Annotated in this window: 17 protein-coding genes; 9 read left to right on the forward strand and 8 right to left on the reverse strand. The window is 70.1% G+C overall.

Annotated features, from left to right (window positions below; translation table 11 throughout):
* The first annotated feature begins 7 nt into the window (after positions 1-7).
* Positions 8-1951, forward strand: coding sequence for a PQQ-binding-like beta-propeller repeat protein (locus OG285_RS21455; RefSeq protein ID WP_356834104.1), 1944 nt, complete (start codon positions 8-10; stop codon positions 1949-1951).
* 209 nt (positions 1952-2160) lie between these two features.
* Entirely contained in the window at positions 2161-2877 is a 717-nt protein-coding gene (locus OG285_RS21460) for a response regulator transcription factor (RefSeq protein WP_356834106.1), read from the forward strand.
* Positions 2878-2914: 37 nt separating this feature from the next.
* On the opposite strand, the gene OG285_RS21465 is transcribed toward OG285_RS21460, so the two are convergent.
* On the reverse strand, positions 2915-3211 hold the full coding sequence (locus OG285_RS21465) for a hypothetical protein (protein ID WP_356834108.1): 297 nt from the start codon (positions 3209-3211) through the stop codon (positions 2915-2917).
* A 15-nt stretch (positions 3212-3226) separates the two neighbouring features.
* Complete coding sequence (locus OG285_RS21470) at positions 3227-4897, reverse strand: sodium:solute symporter family protein (protein ID WP_356834110.1); 1671 nt, start codon at positions 4895-4897, stop codon at positions 3227-3229.
* Between the two features lie 229 nt (positions 4898-5126).
* On the opposite strand from OG285_RS21470, the gene galT reads away from it, so the two are divergent.
* The 4 genes from galT to OG285_RS21490 all read left to right on the forward strand — a co-directional run bounded on the left by galT (position 5127) and on the right by OG285_RS21490 (position 9254).
* Entirely contained in the window at positions 5127-6212 is a 1086-nt protein-coding gene (gene galT / locus OG285_RS21475) for a galactose-1-phosphate uridylyltransferase (RefSeq protein WP_371791934.1), read from the forward strand.
* Positions 6209-7198 (forward strand): UDP-glucose 4-epimerase GalE, encoded by a 990-nt coding sequence (gene galE, locus OG285_RS21480; RefSeq protein ID WP_356834114.1) that lies wholly within the window; start codon positions 6209-6211, stop codon positions 7196-7198. Before galT ends, galE begins: the two co-directional genes overlap by 4 nt.
* A gap of 3 nt (positions 7199-7201) precedes the next feature.
* Positions 7202-8332: a galactokinase gene (gene galK / locus OG285_RS21485; protein ID WP_356834116.1), complete on the forward strand. Its 1131-nt coding sequence runs from the start codon at positions 7202-7204 to the stop codon at positions 8330-8332.
* 148 nt (positions 8333-8480) lie between these two features.
* Positions 8481-9254, forward strand: a complete 774-nt coding sequence (locus OG285_RS21490; protein ID WP_356834118.1) for a response regulator transcription factor — start codon at positions 8481-8483, stop codon at positions 9252-9254.
* On the opposite strand, the gene OG285_RS21495 is transcribed toward OG285_RS21490, so the two are convergent.
* A complete protein-coding gene (locus tag OG285_RS21495; protein ID WP_371791935.1) occupies positions 9216-9710 on the reverse strand; it encodes a MarR family winged helix-turn-helix transcriptional regulator in 495 nt (164 codons plus the stop codon). The genes OG285_RS21490 and OG285_RS21495 overlap by 39 nt on opposite strands.
* A 103-nt stretch (positions 9711-9813) precedes the next feature.
* Here OG285_RS21495 and OG285_RS21500 point away from each other — a divergent pair, with 103 nt between their 5' ends.
* Both OG285_RS21500 and OG285_RS21505 read left to right on the forward strand, forming a co-directional pair.
* Positions 9814-10599: a trans-aconitate 2-methyltransferase gene (locus OG285_RS21500; protein WP_371791936.1), complete on the forward strand. Its 786-nt coding sequence runs from the start codon at positions 9814-9816 to the stop codon at positions 10597-10599.
* Positions 10599-10967, forward strand: a complete 369-nt coding sequence (locus OG285_RS21505) for a VOC family protein (protein WP_356834122.1) — start codon at positions 10599-10601, stop codon at positions 10965-10967. Before OG285_RS21500 ends, OG285_RS21505 begins: the two co-directional genes overlap by 1 nt.
* Here OG285_RS21505 and OG285_RS21510 read toward each other — a convergent pair.
* The 3 genes from OG285_RS21510 to OG285_RS21520 all read right to left on the reverse strand — a co-directional run bounded on the left by OG285_RS21510 (position 10954) and on the right by OG285_RS21520 (position 13410).
* The gene (locus tag OG285_RS21510) at positions 10954-11556 is read right to left on the reverse strand and encodes a Uma2 family endonuclease (protein ID WP_356834124.1); all 603 of its coding nucleotides are present in this window, start codon (positions 11554-11556) and stop codon (positions 10954-10956) included. The two genes, OG285_RS21505 and OG285_RS21510, sit on opposite strands and share 14 nt — an antisense overlap.
* A 184-nt stretch (positions 11557-11740) precedes the next feature.
* The gene (locus OG285_RS21515; protein WP_371793579.1) at positions 11741-12427 is read right to left on the reverse strand and encodes a TetR family transcriptional regulator; all 687 of its coding nucleotides are present in this window, start codon (positions 12425-12427) and stop codon (positions 11741-11743) included.
* Positions 12427-13410, reverse strand: a complete 984-nt coding sequence (locus tag OG285_RS21520; protein ID WP_356834128.1) for a fatty acid desaturase — start codon at positions 13408-13410, stop codon at positions 12427-12429. The genes OG285_RS21515 and OG285_RS21520 overlap by 1 nt, the downstream gene beginning before the upstream one ends.
* 237 nt (positions 13411-13647) lie before the next feature.
* Between OG285_RS21520 and ppc the strand changes: the two genes are divergently transcribed.
* Complete coding sequence (gene ppc / locus OG285_RS21525; RefSeq protein WP_371791937.1) at positions 13648-16386, forward strand: phosphoenolpyruvate carboxylase; 2739 nt, start codon at positions 13648-13650, stop codon at positions 16384-16386.
* 109 nt (positions 16387-16495) lie between these two features.
* On the opposite strand, the gene OG285_RS21530 is transcribed toward ppc, so the two are convergent.
* Together OG285_RS21530 and pth are read right to left on the reverse strand one after the other, a co-directional pair.
* Positions 16496-16960, reverse strand: coding sequence for a hypothetical protein (locus tag OG285_RS21530; protein ID WP_356834133.1), 465 nt, complete (start codon positions 16958-16960; stop codon positions 16496-16498).
* Positions 16961-17026: 66 nt separating this feature from the next.
* Positions 17027-17623, reverse strand: coding sequence for an aminoacyl-tRNA hydrolase (gene pth, locus OG285_RS21535; protein ID WP_356834135.1), 597 nt, complete (start codon positions 17621-17623; stop codon positions 17027-17029).
* Positions 17624-17635: the final 12 nt, after the last annotated feature.

Raw genomic sequence — 17635 nt, forward strand, 5'->3', positions numbered from 1 at the left:
CAGAACGATGAATCAGCCGCCACAGCCGCCCAACGGACCACCGCAGCCGCCCAACGGACCACCGCAGGGAGGGTTCGGCGCGTCCAAGGAGTCCCCGGCAGGCGGGTACGGTGCTCCGGCCCCAGCCCCGGCCCCGGCCCCGGCCCCGCCCGGGAACAATCCGCCCGCGAACACCCCGCCCGGCACCACCCCGCCGGTCCCGCCGCAGATGCCTTCCCGGGCACCGCAGACCCCGCCGGCACCGCAGACCCCGCCGCCCGCCGGTCCGCCGCAGACCCCGCCGGGTCAGCCGCAGGCCGGGCCCGCGCAGGGCGCGGTGTACGGCTATCCGAATCCGCAGCAGTCGGACCAGCCCGGCTACGGCTATCCGCAGCAGCCGCCGCCGGGCGGCCCCGCGTACGGCTTCCCCCAGCAGCAACAGCCCGGCGTACCGGCGCACCCGTACCCGGCGAACCAGTACCCGACGGTGCCCATGCAGCCGCAGCACGGCGGCCTCGTGGGCGGCGGCACCGGTGGCGCGAAGTTCGGCATCAACGCGAAGATCATCACCTCCGCGGTCGTCGCCATCGTGCTGATCGTGGGTGCGGGCTTCGTCTACTCGTCCAGCAAGGGCGACAAGGAGCCCAACGTGTCGAGCGCGGGCCCCACGGGCGGCGGCGGCAAGAACGGCTCCGGCACAGCGGGCGCCGGCGGCAAGGAGAAGGTGCCGGCCGACACCAACTCCAAGGTCCTCTTCCAGATGCCGGCCCCGAAGGTCAAGGACGTCACCGGCGTCAACGGGTCCTGGGCCACCGACAAGCTGTATGTGAAGTCCGGCGTCGACGCGGTCTACGGCTACGACGCGGTCAAGGGCACCCAGGTCTGGAAGCTTCCGCTGCCGGGCCCGCTCTGCGCCGCGACGAGCCACGTCAGCAAGGACGACAAGACGGCCATCGCCTTCCAGCCGAAGGTGCCGACGAAGGCCAAGCCGTTCTGGGGCTGCTCGGAGGTCGCCGCGCTCGACCTCGACAGCGGCAAGCTGCTCTGGCAGAAGTCGTACAAGGACGGCGACCGCAAGGTCAGCGTCGACGAAGTCACCCTGGGCGGCGACACCGTCGCCACCGGCAGCACCAGCGGCGGCGCCGCGTGGGGCCTGGAGAAGGGCGAGCTGCGCTGGTCGCCCAAGGTCAGCACCGACCAGTGCGAGGACGCCGGATACGCCGGCGGAGCCACGGCCCTGGTCGCCGTCCGCAAGTGCGGCGACTACAGCAGCCCGCAGATCAGCGTTCAGAACCTGAACCCGAAGACGGGCGCGCCGCTCTCCACGTTCAAGATGCCGTCGGGTGTCGATTACGCCCACATCGTCTCCGCCGACCCGCTGGTCGTGGCCGCCGACGTCGGCGACACCGCGGGCGGCGGCATCTCGGACTACTTCTCCGTCGACGCGAAGTCCGGCAAGCTGCGCGCCCGGATCCCGGCCGAAGCGGACAAGTACGGCGGCAAGTGCGCCAGCACCGAGGTCGAGCAGTGCACCAACGTGGTCGCCGGCGACGGCCGGCTGTACGTCCCGACGGAGCAGCACGACGGTGTCGGTGACGCGGCCGGCCAGACCAACGAGATCGTCGCGTTCGACCTGGGCACCGGCAAGCCGGTCCCGGGCCGTGCCGACGCGGGTCCGGGCTACACGGCCTATCCCGTACGGATGGACGGCTCCAACGTCATCGCGTACAAGACGGGCCCGTACAACAAGGGCGGCCAGGTCGTCTCGGTCAACGGCTCCACCCTCAAGCAGACACTGCTGATGAACAACCCGGGCGACGAGTCGGTCCGCGGGGCCGAGTCCAGCTTCCTGCCCGACAGCGCCGAGATCCGGTTCACCGGCGGCCGGCTGTATCTGGCCGACGACACACTCAGCCAGTACACCTCCGACTCGGAGAAGCACTACCTGGCCATGGCGTTCGGCACGGGCTGACCGCGGATCCGGGCTCTTCCCGGACACCCGATGGGGGCGCCACCCGATGGCGGCGCCCCCATCGGCGTGCGCCGGGCACCCGCCGGCCCCAACGGGGCCTCCTACTATGGCCGTCCGGGGCGCGCGGCGCCGGACAAGCGTGTAACTTGCCGGGGCAGGAAAGCCGGTCCCGGGAGCGCTCCCGGCGTGGGGAACAGGGGGACTGCTCCATGGGCGTGCGGCTCATGGTGGTCGACGACCACCGACTGCTCGCCGAGGCGCTCGCCTCGGCGCTGAGACTCCGCGGGCACCGGGTACTCGCCGCGGCCGCGCCCACCGGGGGCGCGGCCGACCTCGTGGTGAGCCGGGCGCCCGACGTCTGCCTGTTCGGGACGGCCGCGCCCGCCGAGCCCGGGGTCTTCGACCCGGTCGCGCGCATCAAGAAGGAACGGCCGCAGGTGTCCGTGGTGGTGCTCGGGCCGGTGCCCAACTCGCCCGGTATAGCAGCCGCGTTCGCTGCGGGCGCCTCCGGTTACGTACGCCACGACGAACGCATCGAGGGGGTCGAGCGGGCCATGGCACAGGCGTGCGCGGGGGAGACCGCGGTCGCGCCGCAGCTGCTGCGGGCCGTCTTCACCGAGCTGCTCAACCCGGTGGCGCAGCCGGACGACGAGGGGCAGCGGCTGCTGGGCCTGCTCACCCCGCGCGAGGTCGAGGTGCTGGTCCGGGTCGCGGAGGGCGAGGACACCCGGCTGATCGCGGCCGGGATGCGGATCGCGCCGAGCACCGCGCGTACGCATGTGCAGCGGGTCCTGGTGAAGCTGGAGGTCGGCTCCCGGCTGGAGGCGGCGGCGCTGGCGGCGCGCACCGGGCTGCTCGACCACGCGGCGGTACGGGCGCGGCCGGCCGGCCCCGGCACGCCGGAGGGGCCGGCCTCCACGGTGTGAAGTCCGGCCCCTCGGACGGCCGTCGCTGAGCTGTCCGTTACGGCGTCTTCCCTTCGGCCGGGGTGTCCTCCGGCGTGGGCGGTGCCACCGGGCGCAGCCACAGCCACACCAGGAAGAACAGGCCGAGGACGAGCATCGCGAGCCCGGTCCAGAGGTTGATGTTGACCCCCTGGGCCTTCTTCAGATCCGCGTCGGACGCGGTGATCCCGGCGATCGTCACGATGATCCCGTAGACCACGAACAGTCCGCCGATGATGCGCCGGATGTCGAAGAGGCGGGCCGCCGTCGCGGACTTCTGCTCCAGTTCGGAGACTTCGTTCTGCAGTTCAGACATGGTGGGTGCCTCCGATCAGAGCGAGTAGGGCAGGTAGCACAGGGCCGCGAGGACGATCGCGCCCCAGCCGAGCAGGGCCGGCCTGCGGTACCACGCGTCGTCGCCCTCGGCCGGTGCCTCCGGGGCGTCCGGCGACTCCGTTCCGTAGACGAGACCGGCCAGTTCGGTCTCCGGCTTGGGCGCGGTGAAGAGCGTGACGAGGACCATGACGACCGCGCCCGCGACGAAGCCGACGATCGCCGAGACGAAGTTGGCGCCCTGGTCGGTCGGGATGTCGATGATGCCCTGCTTGTAGATCCAGAAGTAGTTGATCATCGCGGCGCTGGTTCCGGCGAGCAGACCCCACACACCGGACTTCATCGAGGCGCGCTTCCAGAACATACCGATGATGAAGACCACGAACAGCGGGACGTTGAAGAAGGAGAAGAGCGTCTGGAGGTAGCTCATGATGTTGGAGAAGCTGGCGGCGATGAAGGCGGTGCCGATGGAGGCCAGCACGCCGATCGCCGTGATCAGCCGGCCGAAGCGCAGGTAGTACGCGTCGGGCTTGTCCTTCTTCACGTACCGCGCCCAGATGTCCGTCGTGAAGACGGTGTTGAACGAGGAGACGTTGGCGGCCATACCGGCCATGAAGGCGGCCAGCAGGCCGGTCACCGCGATGCCGAGCACACCGTTGGGCAGCAGCTCCTGCATCAGCAGCGGGATCGCGTCGTTGTACGTGAGGTCCGAGCCGGGCGTGCCGATCTTCGGGGCGATGACGGCGGCGACCAGGCCGGGGATCATCACGAGGAAGACGATGAACATCTTCGGGAAGGCGGCGATCAGCGGGGTGCGCTGGGCGGCCGAGAGGTTCTTCGCGGAGAGCGCGCGCTGCACCTCGGCGAAGTTCGTCGTCCAGTAGCCGAAGGAGAGCACGAAGCCCAGGCCCAGGATGATCGTCAGCCAGTTCGCGCCGAGCGGGTTCGCGTGGCCGATCGAGGTACCGCCCCAGGCGGTCATGAAGTCATGGCCGTGGCTCTTGGTCAGGGTGTTGGACAGGCCGTCCCAGCCGCCGACCCGCTTGAGGCCGAGGATGGTGAGCGGGATCAGCGCGGCCAGGATGACGAAGAACTGCAGCACTTCGTTGTAGATCGCCGACGAGAGGCCGCCGATGGTGATGTATACGAGGACGAAGAGGCCCGCGACGACGATCGCGACCCACTGCGGCCAGCCGAGGAGCGCCTCCACGACGATCGACAGGGCGTAGAGGTTCACGCCCGCGATCAGGACCGCCGAGAAGGCGAAGAGTATGGAGCTCAGCAGGTGCGCCGACTTGTCGAAGCGGTGCAGCAGGAACTCCGGTACGGAGCGCACCTTCGACTTGTAGTAGAAGGGCATCATCACCAGGCCGAGGAAGACCATGGCGGGGATGGCGCCGACCCAGTACCAGTGGACGACGGCCACACCGTACTGCGCGCCGGTCGCCGCCATGCCCAGGATCTCGGTGGCGCCGAGGTTGGCGGCGACGAACGCCAGGCCGGTGACCCAGGCCGGCAGTGAACGGCCGGAGAGAAAGAAGTCGAGGCTCGTCTTCACGCTCGCTCTGGCAGCGAACCCGATGCCCAGAACCACGATGAAGTAGATCGCCAGAATGGTGTAGTCGAGCCCGTTCGTGGGGAGCCGGAGTCCGGCAGCCAGGTATTGCATGAGTACTCGCTTCGTTGCCAGAACTTTTCCGCTGTGGAACCTACGCTCAGGTGTTCAAAAATTGAACACATGCCTGGTGTTCTTTGTTTGATTGTGATCGGGCTGGTTGGTATGTCCTGATGAAAGCGCTTGCTGCTTCTCCATTGACTGTTCTGTTGACTTGTGGTTTGTTGTGTGCGGTTCTGTTTGATGGGTATGTGACCGGTAGCAGTGGGCGAGGAGCGCCAGCGTGAAGAAGACATCGACCCGTCTCGCCGACGGTCGTGAGCTGCTCTACTACGACGGCCGGGACGACATGGTCCGCGACGCCGTGGACCGGCGCCCTCTCGGCCCCGTCGCCACCGCGTCCGAGATCCGCACCGACCCACTGCTCGGCGACGCGGTCGCCATCTCCTCGCACCGCCAGGAGCGCACGTACCACCCGCCGGCCGACGAGTGCCCGCTCTGCCCCTCACGGGACGGACGGCTCAGCGAAATCCCGGACTCGGGCTACGACGTCGCCGTCTTCGAGAACCGCTTCCCCTCCCTCGCCGGTGACTCCGGCCGCTGCGAGGTCGTCTGCTTCACCTCCGACCACGACGCCTCGTTCGCCGACCTCACCCCCGACCAGGCCGCCCTGGTCCTGGAGGCATGGACCGACAGGACCGCGGAGCTGGCCGAACTCCCTTCGGTCAAGCAGGTGTTCTGCTTCGAGAACCGCGGCGCCGAGATCGGCGTGACCCTCGGCCACCCGCACGGCCAGATCTACGGCTACCCCTTCATCACCCCGCGCACCGCGCTGATGCTGCGCTCCGCCGACGCGTTCCAGGAGAGCAGCGGCGGCCGGAACCTCTTCGACGAGACGGTCGCACGCGAAGTGGCCGACGGCTCCCGGGTGGTGCTGGAGGGCGCGCACTGGGTCGCGTTCGTCCCGTACGCCGCGCACTGGCCGTACGAAGTGCACCTCTACCCGAAGCAGCGCGTGCCCGACCTGCGTTTCCTCGGCGACGAGGCGCGCACACAGTTCCCACAGATGTATCTGGAACTGTTGAGGCGCTTCGACCGGATCTTCGACGGGCCGGACGGCGGGAAGGAAGGGGCGGGCGAGCCCCCGACCCCGTACATCTCCGCCATCCACCAGGCACCCTTCGGCGAGCTGGAGGGATACGGCATCAACCGGGACGAGTTCGCCCTGCATCTTGAGCTTTTCACCATTCGCCGCACTTCGGGCAAGCTGAAGTTCCTCGCGGGTTCCGAGTCGGGCATGAACGTCTTCGTGAACGACGTGCCGCCGGAGACCGCGGCCGAGCGACTGCGAGAGGTAGCGAGCAAGTGAGCAAGAAGTATCTGGTCACCGGTGGCGCGGGATACGTCGGCAGTGTCGTCGCCGCCCACCTCCTGGAGGCCGGTCACGAGGTGACCGTGCTCGACGACCTCTCGACCGGCTTCCGGGCGTCCGTCCCCGAGGGCGCCGCGTTCATCGAGGGCCGCATCCAGGACGCCGCCCGGTGGCTCGATCCCTCGTACGACGGGGTACTGCACTTCGCCGCGTCCTCCCAGGTCGGCGAGTCGGTCGTCAACCCCGAGAAGTACTGGCTGAACAACGTCGGCGGCACCACCGCGCTGCTCGCCGCGATGCGCTCCGCCGGCGTCCGCACGCTGGTGTTCTCCTCCACGGCCGCGACCTACGGCGAGCCGGAGACCGTACCGATCAGGGAGAGCGCCCCCACCGCGCCGACCAACCCGTACGGCGCCACCAAGCTGGCCGTCGACCACATGATCAGCGGCGAGTGCGCGGCGCACGGACTGGCCGCGGCCAGCCTCCGTTACTTCAACGTCGCGGGTGCCTACAAGACGTACGGCGAGCGCCACGACCCCGAGTCGCACCTCATCCCGCTGGTCCTCCAGGTCGCGCAGGGCCGCCGGGACGCCATCTCGGTGTACGGCGACGACTACCCCACCCCGGACGGCACCTGCGTCCGCGACTACATCCATGTCGCGGACCTCGCCGACGCGCACCTGCTCGCCCTGGACGCCGCCGCGTCCGGCGAGCACCTGATCTGCAACCTCGGCAACGGCAGCGGGTTCTCGGTCCGCGAGGTCATCGAGACCGTACGCAAGGTAACCGGCCACCCGGTCCCCGAGCAGGCCGCGGGGCGCCGCGCGGGCGACCCGGCCGTGCTCGTCGCCTCCGCCGACACCGCACGCGAGCGGCTCGGCTGGACCCCCTCGCGCTCCGATCTGGCCGGGATCGTCTCCGACGCCTGGGCCTTCGCGCAGAACATCCAGGACGCTGCCGGACCCACACAGGGGAGTTGCTGAGGAATGAGCTTCGAGGAGCTGTACGGCCGGGCCCCCGAGGGCACCTGGGCCGCACCGGGCCGGGTCAATCTCATCGGTGAGTACACCGACTTCAACGACGGCTTCGTCATGCCGCTCGCCCTGCCGCACACCGCCGTCGCCCAGGTCTCCCGGCGCACCGACGGCGTCCTGCGGCTGTACTCGGCGGACATCGAGGGCGGCGTCGTCCAGCTCCGCACCGACGAGCTCGAACCGCTCGCCAACACCAGCTGGGCGGCCTACCCGGCGGGCGTCGTCTGGGCGCTGCGCGAGGCGGGCCATCCGGTGACCGGCGCCGACATCCACCTCAGCTCCACGGTCCCCACGGGTGCCGGACTCTCCTCGTCCGCCGCCCTGGAGGTCGTCACCGCGCTCGCCCTCAACGACCTGTTCGAACTGGGCCTGGACTGCAACCAGTTGGCGCTGATCGCGCAGCGCGCCGAGAACGCGTTCGTCGGGGTGCCCTGCGGCGTCATGGACCAGACGGCGTCGGCCTGCTGCGCCGAAGGCCACGCGCTGCACCTCGACTGCCGGGACCACTCGATACGGCAGGTCCCCTTCGACCTGGCCGCCCAGGGGCTGCGGCTGCTCGTCGTGGACACCAGGGTCAAGCACGCCCTGGGCGACGGCGCGTACGCCGAGCGGCGCGCGGGCTGCGAGGAGGGCGCCCGGATCCTCGGCGTCCGCGCGCTGCGCGACGTGCCGTACGGGCAACTGCCCGACGCGCTGGCGCAGCTCACCGACCCGACGGTGCGCGGCTACGTCCGCCACGTCGTCTCCGACAACGACCGGGTGGCACGGACGGTCGCGCTGCTCGACGCGGGCGACGTACGCGGTGTCGGGCCGATCCTCACCGACGGCCACGCCTCGCTCCGTGACGACCTGCTGGTCTCCTGCGACGAGCTGGACCTCGTGGTGGCCTCGGCGAACGCGGGTGGCGCGCTGGGTGCGCGGATGACCGGCGGCGGGTTCGGCGGATCGGCGATCGTGCTGGTCGAGGAGGTGCACGCGGAGGCGGTGTCCAAGGCCGTGACGGAGGCCTTCGCCGTGGCCGGGCACACGGCGCCGCGGATCTTCACGGCCACGGCCTCGGCGGGGGCACGCCGCCTGGCCTGAGAGCCGTGCGGGGAGTCCCGGGGGAGCCCTCCGGGACGCCCGGCACCGGCTGAGCGGTGTTCCGCAATCACCGGACGAGCCCCTTGTACGCCCGTACGCTGAATCAGAGCCACCGGTGGGGGCCGGTGCGCGGGCGTGGGGGGTTCCTGTGGGTCATATCCGTGTTCTTGTCGTCGACGACCACCGCATCTTCGCCGAGTCGCTCGCCGCGGCCCTCGCCGCCGAACCCGACGTGGAGGTCAAGGCCGCGGGCAGCGCACCGGCCGCGCTGCGCTGCCTGGACCGGGCCGCCGCGGAGGGGCGCGCGTTCGGCGTGCTCCTCGTCGACGCCGACCTCGGTGTCGCCGCGGGGTGGGGCGCCCGCCCGGCCGCCGCCCCCGGCGACGAGGAGAGCGCCCCGGTGGACGGCATCTCGCTGGCGGCCGCGGTGCGCGCGGCCCGGCCCGGGCTCCGGACCGTCGTCCTCGCGGCGCGGGACGACCCGCGCCGGGCCGCGCTGGCCCTGCGGACCGGGGCGTCGGGGTGGGTCGCCAAGGACTGTTCGCTGCAACGCCTGCTCGCGGTGGTCCGGGGCGTCCTGCGGGACGAGACGCATCTGCCGCCCGCCCTGCTCACCGGCGTCCTGCGGGAGCTGACCACGGCCCACCGGAACCGCTCCGAGGGCGAGCTGCTGGTCGAGGCCCTGACACCCAGGGAGCGCGAGGTGCTGCGGTGCATGGTCGCGGGCCTGGGGCGCAAGGCGGTGGCGGAGCGCCTCTTCCTCTCCCCGCACACCGTCCGTACGCACATGCAGAACGTGCTGGGCAAGCTCGGCGTCCACTCCACGCTGGCCGCGGTCGCCCTGGCGAGACGCGCGGGTGTCGGTCCGGCGGAGCTGAGGCCCTTAGGGGATGTTGTCGAACGGGGCGGTCAACTGGCGTAGCAGGCTGGCCAGTTCACCCCGCTGCGTACGGGAGAGCTCGGCCAGCAGGGCGCGCTCCTGGGCGAGCAGCCCGGCCAGCGCCTGGTCGGCCCGGTCGCGCCCCTCGTCGGTCAGCCGGACCAGCACCCCGCGCCGGTCGCTGGGGTCGGGCAGCCGCTCGACGAGCCCCTTGGTGGCGAGCCGGTCGATGCGGTTGGTCATGGTGCCCGACGTGACCAGGGTCTGGGTGAGCAACTGCCCGGGGGAGAGCTGGTACGGGTCGCCCGCGCGGCGCAGCGACGTCAGGACGTCGAACTCCCACGGCTCCAGACTGTGCTCGGAGAACGCGATCCGGCGGGCGCGGTCGAGATGGCGCGCCAGCCTGGACACCCGGCTCAGGACCTCAAGTGGTTCCACGTCGAGGTCGGGGCGCTCTCGGCGCCATGCAGCGACCAGCCGGTCGACCTCATCCTCCATGTGGATCAGTGTAGAGGGTCTGTCGACATGAAGTCTCTTGGCATCAACTATCTTGGTGACGACTATCTTGACATCGAGAGATTTTCCGGGGAATGCTGACTCCATGACCGCACCCACCTGGGATCCGCAGCAGTACCTGCGCCACGCGGACCACCGCACCCGCCCCTTCCGCGACCTCATCAGCCGTATCTCCGGCACCCCGGCCACCATCGCCGACCTCGGCTGCGGCGCCGGGAACGTCACGGCCCTGCTCGCCGGACGCTGGCCGCACGCCCGCATCACCGGCTTCGACAACTCCCCGCAGATGCTGGAGCAGGCCCGGCGGTACGCGGGCCCCCGGCTGGACTTCGCCCACGCCGACGCCGCCACCTGGACCCCCGCCGAGCCGTACGACCTGCTCGTCTCCAACGCCCTGCTCCAGTGGGTCCCCGGCCACGCGGACCGCTTCCCCGCCTGGCTGGACGCCCTCGCCCCCGGCGGTACCTTCGCCTTCCAGGTGCCCGGCAACTTCACCGCGCCCAGCCACACCCTTCTCGCCGCACTCCGCGAATCCCCGCGCTGGAAGTCCCGGCTCTCCGGCACCGGCGACCGCACCGGAGCCGTCCTGGAACCCGCCGCATACCTCTCCCGCCTCACGGACCTCGGCTGCACCACGCATGTCTGGGAGACCACCTACCTCCAGCTCCTCACCGGCGAGGACCCCGTCCTCGACTGGGTCAAGGGCACCGCCCTGCGCCCGGTCCTCACCGCGCTCGCCGACGACGAGGAGGCCACAGCCGCCTTCCTCGCCGAATACCGCGACCTGCTCCGCGAGGCGTACCCGCCGGGCCCGCACGGCACGGTCTTCCCGTTCCGCCGCATCTTCGCCGTGGCCCGCAGGGAGAAGTGATGCTCGCCGCTTTCGACCACGTCCAGCTCGCCGCCCCGCCCGGCACCGAGGACGAGCTGCGCGCGTACTACACGGGAGTGCTCGGTATGACGGAGATCCCCAAGCCCCCGGCGCTCGCCGCCCGGGGAGGCTGCTGGTTCCAGTCGGGCCCGGTCCAGCTGCACCTCGGCATGGAAGAGGGCCACCGCCCCTCGGCGAAGGCCCACCCGGCCCTGCGCGTCACCGGCATCGAGGCGTACGCGCGGCGGCTGGAGTCCCACGGCGCGAAGGTGACCTGGGACGCCGACCTGCCCGGCCACCGCCGCTTCTACTCCTGGGACCCGGCCGGAAACCGGATCGAGTTCCTGGAGCCGGTCAGAGAAACGTGAGCGCGTCCAGCGTGATGTCGATGTCGATGTCGTACGGGACGCTCACCTTGAGCTGGTCGTGGTGGATGCCGGACAGGCCGTACGTCTTGGACAGCGGGTCGAGTTCGTAGACCCGCACGACGGGGTGCTGGTTGGCGCCGGCCATCTCGACGAGCCAGAAGTACGGGATACCGGCGGCCGCGTACTTGTGCGGCTTGGTGTCACGGTCGCGCGACTCGGAGTCCGGAGAGACGACCTCGACGGCGAGCAGCACATCGGCCGCCTGGAACCGGGTCTGGTCAAGGCCCGTCACCGCTTCGGCGCGGACGATGGAGATGTCGGGCTCGGGACCGTTGCGCGGGTCCAGCACCACGGTCATCTCGCGCCGGGCTTTCAGCTCCGGCGGTGCGGTGCGGCGCAGCCCAGTCATCAGCAGGTCGATCATCGTGCTGTGGAAATCCCGCTGGGGACTCACGAAAACCAGGCTCCCGTCGATCAGCTCTGTGTGCGGCGGGAGATCAGGCAGCGTGAACAGGTCATCCACGGTGTAGCCGTCCTGCGGCGGCACCGGCCAGCGGCAGCTTGATCCGGCGATCGGCTCGGCGGTCATGATTCCTCCCATACGGGGATTCTCGGCCTGCCCCCTCACGGTAGCGGCCGGAATACCGAAGCGTCATCACAACGAGTGACACCAGGCCAGCCGGCGATGACCGGCCGAACCGGGCATGAACGCGGAGCCGGCCGTCGACCGGCCGGCAACGCCGCTTGCACAGGTGTCCGGGAGCGTGCGGGCGTCAGCCCTTCCGGTGCCCTATGAGTCGTGGCTTCGGCTCCAGGCCGTCCAGGCCGTGCCACGCCAGGTTCACCAGATGCGCCGCCACCTCCGCCTTCGGGGGCTTGCGGACGTCCAGCCACCACTGGCCCGTCAGCGCCACCATGCCGACCAGCGCCTGCGCGTACAGCGGCGCCAGCTTCTGGTCGAAGCCGCGCGCCTTGAACTCCATCCCCAGGATGTCTTCCACCTGGGTGGCGATATCGCTGATCAGCGACGCGAACGTACCCGTCGACTGGGCCACCGGTGAGTCCCGCACCAGGATGCGGAAACCGTCCGTGTACTCCTCGATGTAATCCAGCAGCGCGAAAGCCGCCTGCTCACACAGCTCACGCGGGTGGCCGGCCGTCAGAGAACCCGTCACCAGGTCCAGCAGCTGACGCATCTCCCGGTCGACCACCACCGCGTACAGGCCCTCCTTGCCGCCGAAGTGCTCGTACACCACCGGCTTGGAGACCCCGGCCTTCGCCGCGATCTCCTCCACCGACGTGCCCTCGAACCCCTTCTCGGCGAAGAGGGTGCGGCCGATGTCCAGCAGCTGCTCGCGGCGTTCCTTCCCGGTCATACGGACCCGGCGCGCACGCCGGGCCGCGGGCGGGCGGTTCTTGCCACCGCTGGTACTGCTGCCTTCGATCGCCACGTTTGTCATCATGCCGTTTCTGTGAGCTCGCTCTTGCGCCGGTCATCGATCCGGGAAGCGGACGGCCAGCGCACGTCGTGTGCCCAGCCCAGCTGCTCGAACCAGCGGATCAGACGCGCGCTGGAGTCCAGCTGGCCCCGCAGGACACCGTGCCGGGCCGACGTCGGGTCCGCGTGGTGCAGGTTGTGCCAGGACTCCCCGCAGGACAGGATCGCGAGCCACCACACATTGCCCGAGCGGTCACGCGACTTGAACGGCCGCCTGCCCACCGCGTGGCAGATCGAGTTGATCGACCAGGTGACGTGGTGGAGCAGCGCCACCCGGACCAGCGAGCCCCAGAAGAACGCCGTGAAAGCGCCCCACCACGACATCGTGGCCAGACCGCCCACCAGCGGCGGAATCGCCAGCGACACAGCTGTCCAGTAGATGAAGTTCCGCGAGATCCAGCGGAGCGCCGGGTCCTTGATCAGATCCGGGGCGTACTTGTGCTGCGGAGTCTGCTCCTCGTCGAACATCCAGGCCATGTGCGCCCACCACAACCCCTTGAGCAGGGCCGGGAAGGTCTCGCCGTACCGCCAGGGCGAGTGCGGGTCGCCCTCCGCGTCGGAGAACTTGTGGTGCCTGCGGTGATCGGCCACCCAGCGCACCAGCGGCCCCTCGACCGCCAGCGAGCCCATCATGGCCAGCACGATGCGCAGCGGACGCTTCGCCTTGAAAGCGCCATGCGTGAAATACCGGTGGAAACCGATCGTGATGCCGTGGCACCCGACGTAATACATCACCACGAGCAGACCCAGATCGAGCCAGCTCACACCGCCCCAGCTCCAGGCCAGCGGCACCGCCGCGACCAGAGCGAGAAACGGCACGATGATGAAGAGCAGCAGACCGAACTGCTCGACGGAGCCTTTGCTGTCCCCGCCCAGCGTCGCGGAGGGGATGGCAGGTCCTGTCGGGGTCTGGGCGTCATCGATCAGATCGGGACCAATGGTCATAAGGGACGTCCCCCGTGGGGTGAGGAATGCGGCTGATGCCCGGCTACGGTTCCGTAACCTACGGCCTCGTAAGTATGTCAGCGAGCAGCCTCGCGGCAAGAGGGCTGTGGACGCCCCGGCGAGGCGGACACCTATCCTTGGTCCGTGTCGTCGGACAGCGCGGTCCGTTCTGTGACTTCTGGGACTGACACCCAGACCCCTTCGCCAGTCGTGCCAACACTGCAAGGAGCCGCACCTGTGAGCAGTGCCGACCTGACCCCCACCACCCCGACCGCCAGCCCCGAGCTGCGCGCCGATATCCGCCGTCTCGGTGATCTGCTGGGCGAGACCCTCGTACGCCAGGAGGGCCCCGAACTCCTCGAACTCGTCGAGCGTGTCCGCGCCCTCACCCGCGAGGACGGCGAAGCAGCCGCCGAGCTGCTCGGAGACACCGGCCTGGAGACCGCAGCCAAGCTGGTGCGCGCCTTCTCCACCTACTTCCACCTCGCGAACGTCACCGAGCAGGTGCACCGCGGCCGCGAGATGCGCGCCGTACGGGCCGCCGAGGGCGGGCTCCTCGCCCGCACCGCCGACCGGCTCAAGGACGCCGACCCGGACCACCTGCGCGAGACCGTACGCAACCTCAACGTACGGCCCGTCTTCACCGCGCACCCCACCGAAGCCGCACGGCGCTCCGTACTCAACAAGCTCCGGCGCATCGCCGAGCTCCTGGAGACCCCCGTCATCGAGGCCGACCGCCGCAGGCACGACCTGCGGCTCGCCGAGAGCATCGACCTCATCTGGCAGACGGACGAACTGCGCGTCGTACGGCCCGAACCCGCGGACGAAGCGCGCAACGCCATCTACTACCTCGACGAACTCCACGCCGGAGCCGTCGGCGACGTCCTCGAAGATCTCGCGGCCGAACTGGACCGCGTCGGCGTCGAACTGCCCGCCGGCACCCGCCCCCTGAGCTTCGGCACCTGGATCGGCGGCGACCGCGACGGCAACCCCAACGTCACCCCCGCCGTCACCTGGGACGTGCTGATCCTCCAGCACGAACACGGCATCACCGACGCCATCGACCTCATCGACTACCTGCGCGGCCTGCTCTCCAACTCCATCCGCTACACCGGCGCCACCCAGGAACTCCTGGACTCCCTCCAGCTCGACCTGGAACGCCTCCCCGAGATCAGCCCCCGCTACAAGCGCCTCAACTCCGAAGAGCCCTACCGGCTCAAGGCCACCTGCATCCGGCAGAAGCTCGTCAACACCCGCGAACGCCTCGCCAAGGGCACCCCGCACCGCGTCGGCCGCGACTACCTCGGCACCTCCGAACTGCTCAGCGACCTCACGCTCATCCAGGCATCGCTCCGCGACCACCGCGGCGGACTCTTCGCCGACGGCCGGATGGACCGCACCATCCGCACCCTCGCCGCGTTCGGCCTCCAGCTCGCCACCATGGACGTACGCGAACACGCCGACGCCCACCACCACGCCCTCGGCCAGCTCTTCGACCGGCTCGGTGAGGAGTCCTGGCGCTACGCCGACATGCCCCGCGAATACCGGCAGAAGCTCCTCGCCAAGGAGCTCAGGTCGCGGCGCCCGCTGGCCCCCAGCCCCGCCCCGCTCGACGCGGCAGGCGAGAAGACCCTCGACGTCTTCCACACCATCAAGCAGGCCTTCGAACGCTTCGGCCCCGAAGTCATCGAGTCCTACATCATCTCGATGTGCCAGGGCGCCGACGACGTCTTCGCCGCCGCCGTACTCGCCCGCGAAGCCGGACTCCTCGACCTGCACGGCGGCTGGGCCAAGATCGGCATCGTGCCGCTCCTGGAAACCACCGACGAACTGCGCGCCGCCGACGTCATCCTCGACGAGATGCTCGCCGACCCCTCCTACCGGCGCCTCGTCTCCCTGCGCGGCGACGTCCAGGAAGTCATGCTCGGCTACTCCGACTCCTCCAAGTTCGGCGGCATCACCACCAGCCAGTGGGAGATCCACCGCGCCCAGCGCCGGCTGCGCGACGTCGCCCACCGCTACGGCGTGCGGCTCCGCCTCTTCCACGGCCGCGGCGGCACCGTAGGCCGCGGCGGCGGCCCCTCCCACGACGCGATCCTCGCCCAGCCCTGGGGCACCCTCGAAGGCGAGATCAAGGTCACCGAACAGGGCGAGGTCATCTCCGACAAGTACCTCGTGCCGTCCCTGGCCCGCGAGAACCTCGAACTGACCGTCGCCGCCACCCTCCAGGCATCCGCCCTGCACACCGCACCCCGCCAGTCCGACGAAGCACTCGCCCGCTGGGACGCGGCCATGGACGTCGTCTCCGACGCCGCGCACGCCGCGTACCGCAAGCTGGTCGAGGACCCGGACCTGCCGACGTACTTCCTCGCCTCCACGCCGGTCGACCAGCTCGCCGACATGCACCTCGGCTCCCGGCCCTCCCGCCGCCCCGGCTCGGGCGTCTCGCTCGACGGCCTCCGCGCCATCCCCTGGGTCTTCGGCTGGACCCAGTCCCGGCAGATCGTCCCCGGCTGGTACGGCGTCGGCTCCGGCCTCAAGGCCCTGCGCGAAACCGGACTCGACACCGTCCTGGACGAAATGCACGAAAAGTGGCACTTCTTCCAGAACTTCATCTCCAACGTCGAGATGACCCTCGCCAAGACCGACCTGCGGATCGCCAGGCACTACGTCGACACCCTCGTGCCCGACGAACTCAAGCACGTCTACGCCGACATCGAAGCCGAACACGAACTCACCGTCCGGGAAGTACTGCGCATCACCGGCGGCCAGAAGCTGCTCGACTCGCACCCGGCGCTCCAGCAGACCTTCGGCATCCGCGACGCCTACCTGGACCCCATCTCGTACCTCCAGGTCTCCCTGCTCGCCCGCCAGCGCGCAGCGGCCGAACGCGGCGAGGAACCAGACCCGACACTCGCACGGGCCCTGCTGCTCACCGTCAACGGAGTCGCCGCAGGACTGCGCAACACCGGGTGACCCTCCGGTCGGGGGGCCCGGGCGCGCGTGTCGTGCCGGGCCCCCCCGGTCCCCGGGGACCGGCCCCGGAGGAACCGGTCAGCAACCGCCGGACGGGCCCGGGGAGTGCTCACAGCGCGACGAACGCCGCCACCAGCAGCCCCGCCCCCGCAACCCCCACCGCCCACGCCGTACGCGTCAGCCGCAGGCCGCCGCCGATCACCAGCGCCGCCAGCACCAGCGCACCGCCCAGCGGCACCCAGGCATGCAGCGCCCCCGCCCAGCCCGTCCTGATCGCCTCGTCACTGCCCGGGCGGACCACCACCGGCAGCCGCTCACCCTTCTCCGCCGCCGTCGACCTGTCGATGACCAGCCCGCCGTGCGCAGCCGAACCAGCCGACGGCACGAACGGCCCCGAACACGTATCACCCGCACACGAAGCCACCGTCAGAGTCCCGTGATCACGGCCCTTCGCGAGAATCACATGCTGCGCCGTGCCCCACGACGACCAGAAACCGGCCACCACGATCAGCACCGCCACACAGCCCATGGCTGCCCGGCACACGAACAGCAGGACGCCGCCACTCCGCTTCATGGGGCGCGATCCTTGGCCATCGGACCACGCCGGGTCAACCCACCAGGAGCCGGCCCGGTAGCCGCATCAGGAGTTGTACGTGGTCTGCGCCCGGTCAAGACCCTCGATGATCAGTGCCTCCACCGCATCCGCCGCCCGGTCCACCAAGTACCCGAGCTCCTTGCGCTCGGCCGACGAGAAGTCCTTCAGGACGAAATCGGCGACCTGCATCCGGCCCGGCGGACGGCCGATACCGAACCGGACCCTGTGGTAGTCGGGACCCAGCGACCTGGTCATCGACTTCAGACCGTTGTGACCGTTGTCCCCGCCGCCCAGCTTCAGCCGCAGCGTCCCGTAATCGATGTCCAGCTCGTCATGGACAGCGACGATGTTCGCCGTCCCCACCTTGTAGAAATCACGCAGCGCCGTGACCGGGCCGCCGGAGAGATTCATGTACGACATCGGCTTGGCCAGCACCACCCGCCGGTTCGCCGGCCCCGGCGGACCCAGCCTGCCCTCCACCACCTGAGCACGCGCCTTGTGCGCCTTGAACCGGCCCCCGATGCGCTCAGCGAGCAGATCGGCCACCATGAAGCCCACATTGTGACGGTTGGCCGCATAGTCCGGGCCGGGATTTCCGAGGCCCACGACGAGCCAGGGAGCGGTCGGGTCGGGCGTCGTCATCTGCACGTCTCC

The organism is Streptomyces sp. NBC_01471, from assembly GCF_041438865.1.
Taxonomy (GTDB): domain Bacteria; phylum Actinomycetota; class Actinomycetes; order Streptomycetales; family Streptomycetaceae; genus Streptomyces.